At 47.9% G+C, this 4304-nt stretch carries 3 protein-coding genes; all 3 read right to left on the minus strand.

What is annotated here, in order from left to right:
* Nucleotides 1-87: 87 nt before the first annotated feature.
* Nucleotides 88-891, minus strand: a complete 804-nt coding sequence (locus QUA34_RS29735) for a caspase family protein (RefSeq protein WP_333391062.1) — start codon at nt 889-891, stop codon at nt 88-90.
* 118 nt (nt 892-1009) lie between these two features.
* The gene (locus QUA34_RS29740) at nt 1010-2935 is read right to left on the minus strand and encodes a WD40 repeat domain-containing protein (protein WP_333391064.1); all 1926 of its coding nucleotides are present in this window, start codon (nt 2933-2935) and stop codon (nt 1010-1012) included.
* 30 nt (nt 2936-2965) lie between these two features.
* Nucleotides 2966-4304, minus strand: a 1339-nt coding sequence (locus QUA34_RS29745; RefSeq protein WP_445242859.1) for an nSTAND1 domain-containing NTPase, incomplete at its 5' end; no start/stop codon positions are given.

A 4304-nucleotide genomic window follows, 5' to 3' on the forward strand; every position in this document is an offset into this window, starting at 1 on the left:
ATTCCGGCACTGTCTTCTCCATGTGCCTCACCTTATCAGATTTTTTGGGTTTTTGCTACCCCCGTGAACTTCTACCTTTATTCTGTCTTAGTCTAAACTCCAGTAATAAGTTAAAGCGCCGTTGCGTTCCGTCCCTTCAAAAACCTTTTCATAAGCGAATTCATGATCCCGACAAGCTGCTATTAAGGTATAACCTTTCGGTTCGGGTAACAAACCATTGACAACGGTAATATTGCGGCTATATTCTGTTGAAATTTGCCAATTTTGGGCTAATTCCTGAAGCGGTGCAACTAAACTATCAGTTGGTCGTTCCATCATATCAATAAAATCGCCACGGCGCACATTCCCTTCGTCTGTTTCTATGTCTTTGGTTGCGCCACCGGAATGACAGCTATCGAGTACGAGGGTTACAACTAACTCTTTTGCCACCATTTCTTCCAGCAGTTTAGCCAACTCCAAGTCGCGCAAATAGCGTGAGTTTGGTTGACCGATATCGCAGGGAACTAAGGCTTCATCTAAACCCATAGAACCCTTGAGGCTTTCAAAAATTGTTTTCGCCCGTCCGCCGTGACCGGAGTAGTGAATATATACTCGGTCTTGAGGTTGGGCTTTGGCGGTTAGTTCTTTGAATTTGGCGACGATATTTTCATAAGTAGGTAGGAGTTCCGGGGGTTCTTGGGGTTGGTTGGGATTGTCGGAAGCAGTGGCGGTGAGTTTAATAATTTGGTCTGGTGTGAGGTTGAAGGTGTCTTTTAAATAGGTTTCGACGTGGTTGATATCTTGAACGCATCCTCGCAAGTTTTTGTAGTAGTTACCTTCTGGTAAGCGATGGGGGAAGTAGAAATTGATGCCGATGAGGAGGGCGTAGAAGTTGGGAGTTTGGTTTGTCATGGTTGTTGGTGGGTAAGGGGTTTGGGAAAAGTTTGATTTTTATATGGAAGTGAGGTGGGGGTTTTTATGCAGTTTTTGACATCGACGTGTCATTTCAAACAAATTGCTGGTAAAAAGCCTATGGACTCGTGGGAATACCATCGCACAAATGTTTGTCGCTATAGCTGACATTGGGACTATTTTGCAAATAGGGACGCACCCAGTCACAACCCCGCTTGACTAAATTATCAAAATCGAAATTCCACAAAATTATTGTTTTGTCAGCGCTAGCAGAAGCCAAAGTTAAGCCATCGGGGCTAAATGCGATGCTTTTGACCCCACTGCTATGCCCGGTGAGGGTTTTGATCGCTTTTTGGGTTTGCACGTCCCACAGTTTGATGGTGTTGTCATCGCTAGTAGAAGCCAAAGTTAAGCCATCGGGGCTAAAGGCGATGCTTTTGACCGCACGGCTATGCCCGGTGAGCGTAGCGATCGCTTTTTGGGTTTGCGGGTTCCACAGTTTGATGGTGTTGTCATTACTTCCAGAAGCCAATATCTTGCCCATGCCTGACGGCAGGCTAGCGCCAACGGGAATAAAGGCGACGCTATTGACCGGATTGCTATGCCCGGTGAGCGTAGCGATCGCTTTTTGGGTTTGCGGGTTCCACAGTTTGATGGTGTTGTCATTGCTTCCAGAAGCCAATGTCTTGCCATCTGGACTAAATGCGACGCTAGTGACGGGATTCCTATGCTCGGTCAGGGTTTTGATAACTTTTTGGGTTTGCAGGTTCCACAGTTTGATGGTGTTGTCATTGCTTCCAGAAGCCAATGTCTTGCCATCTGGACTAAAGGCGACACTATTGACCCACTTGCTATGCCCGGTGAGGGTAAGCGCTTTTTGGGTTTGCACGTCCCACAGTTTGATGGTCTTGTCATCGCTAGCAGAAGCCAATATCTTGCCATCGGGACTCCATGCGACGCTATAGACCGGATTGCTATGCCCGGTCAGGGTTTTGATAACTTTTTGGGTTTGCAGGTTCCACAGTTTGATGGTGTTGTCATAGCTAGCCGCAGCCAATGTCTTGCCATTGGGACTAAAAGCAATGCTTCTGACCCCACTGCTATGCTCGGTGAGGAGGGATCGGGTTTGCAGGTTCCACAATTTAATGGTGTTGTCATAGCTAGCAGAACTCAAGGTCTTGCCATCTCGACTAAAGGCGACGCTACTGACCCCCCCGCTATGCCCAGTGAGGGTAGCGATCGCTTTTTGGGTTTGCGGGTTCCACAGTTTGATGGTCTGGTCACGGCTTGCCGAAGCCAATGTCTTGCCATCTGGACTAAAGGCGACGCTATTGACCCAATCGCTATGGCCGCTGAGGGTGGCGATGGTTTTTTGGGTTTGCAGATTCCACAGTTTGATGGTGTTGTCATTGCTAGCAGAAGCCAATGTCAAGCCATTGGGACTAAATGCGACGCTAGTGACGGAATTCCTATGCTCGCTCAGGGTTTTGATAACTTTTTGGGTTTGCAGGTTCCACAGTTTGATGGTCTTGTCTGAGCTAGCAGAAGCCAAAGTTAAGCCATCTGGACTAAAGGCGACGCTAAAGACCCAATTGCTATGCCCGGTGAGGGTTTTGATGCTTTTTTGAGTTTGCAGGTTCCACAGTTGGATTGTCTTGTCACGGCTAGCAGAAGCCAAAGTTAAGCCATCGGGACTAAAGGCGACGCTATTGACCATATCCCTATGGCCTATGAGGGTCGCGATCGCTTTTTGGGTTTGCAGGTTCCACAGTTTGATGGTCTTCTCGTTGCTAGCAGAAGCCAAAGTTAAGCCATCGGGACTAAAGGCGACGCTATTGACCCAATTGCTATGGCCGGTGAGGGTCGCGATGGGTTTTTGGGTTTGCAGGTTCCACAGTTTGATGGTGTTGTCAGCGCTAGCAGAAGCCAAAGTTAAGCCATCGGGACTTATGGCGACGCTTCTGACCGAACGGCTATGCCCTTCCAAACGATTGCGCTCTCTGACTCCGTAAACCGCTTGTTGCAAAGCCGCCTCCACCCACATTGTAGGTTTAGCCTTTGTGCGTGCTGCCCGTCAAGCTTCCAAAAGTGCGTCAAATTCTTGCCCTTGGCTAAAAAGTGCCATTGAAGAACGACTGATAGCCTCGCTGCGAGATATTTCTCCTTGCCACCACTGCCACCCTGCAAACCCAGTCAGCATCATCGCTACAGCCGAAAAGCCACTGAGCCCGATAATTGTTAGTTGTCGCCTGCGTTCCTGTTGCTGTTTCTCCCGATTCCGTTCTTTAACACTAACCTGAATAAAATCTCGCTCCTCCTGCGTCATCTCATCAGCGCGTTTTTCCAACCAATCTTCCGCCACAGTCAACAGCGCACCCCGCAACAAGCCTCCAGAGTCATGATTGTTATTTTTCCACTCGCGTAACGCCACCTTCAGCCGTTCTTGCCAAGTCCGAAACTGACGGTTAGCATTTATCCACTCGCGCAAAGTTCCCCATTCTCGAATCAGCGCTTCATGCACTACCTCTACGGTATCCTCCGGTTCTTGCCGTCCCGTTACCACCAATCTTGCTTGAGATCCCGCTAAATAACTCACCAAATTCCAGTTATCTTCCCCCACTTCCGCACGGCTAGCAACGCGCCTGGTATCCTCCGTTCCTTCCCCCGGACGCACTAATTGCACAAATATTCGCTGTGCTTGCTTTTTCTCTGTTTCACTCAGTTTTTGATAAACTTGTTCGGCATGATTGGCAATGGCTTTTTTTACCCCGCCAATTTCTTCATAAGCTTGGTGAGTTAACTCTCGGTTTTGCTGCTTTTCCCACAAACGAGTCAGGGCAAATTCTAATAATGGCAAATTACCCGGTTCTGACCCCACATCATCGAGAATGCGCTGGGTTAATTGTGCCTCTAATTGTACTTCCAACTTTTGGGCAGGTAATTCAATCGCTTGTTGTAATTCCTCCCGTTTCATGGAACTGAGTAACTGCGGTGTATACTCCTGCAAGGCATCCCGCAACCGACGATAAGAAAGTACATAGCCGTAAAAATCAGCCCGTAAAGTTAAAACTAATGTAATATTTTCTTTGGAGATCGCCGTTAGCAACTCATCTGCAAAACGTTCCTGTTCTTCCTGCACCTGACAAAGGGTGTACAGTTCCTCAAATTGGTCTGCAACTAACAACAACCGTTTACCTGGGTTGCGCTCTAAAATGCGATATATTACTTGCTGTAAGGTGATTTTACCTTGCAGCATATCACTGGCCAATCCCACCGCTGACCGCAGTTGTTGAGTTTCACCTGCTTCGGGTTCTAATTGCCGCACCAAGGCAAAAGCGTAAGGATTCAGGTCAGAGGGTATTGACAAGTGTGACATTCTGGGCGGAATATTACAATTATGGAAAAAAACCTGC

The organism is Microcoleus sp. POL10_C6, assembly GCF_036701585.1.
Taxonomy (GTDB): domain Bacteria; phylum Cyanobacteriota; class Cyanobacteriia; order Cyanobacteriales; family Microcoleaceae; genus Microcoleus.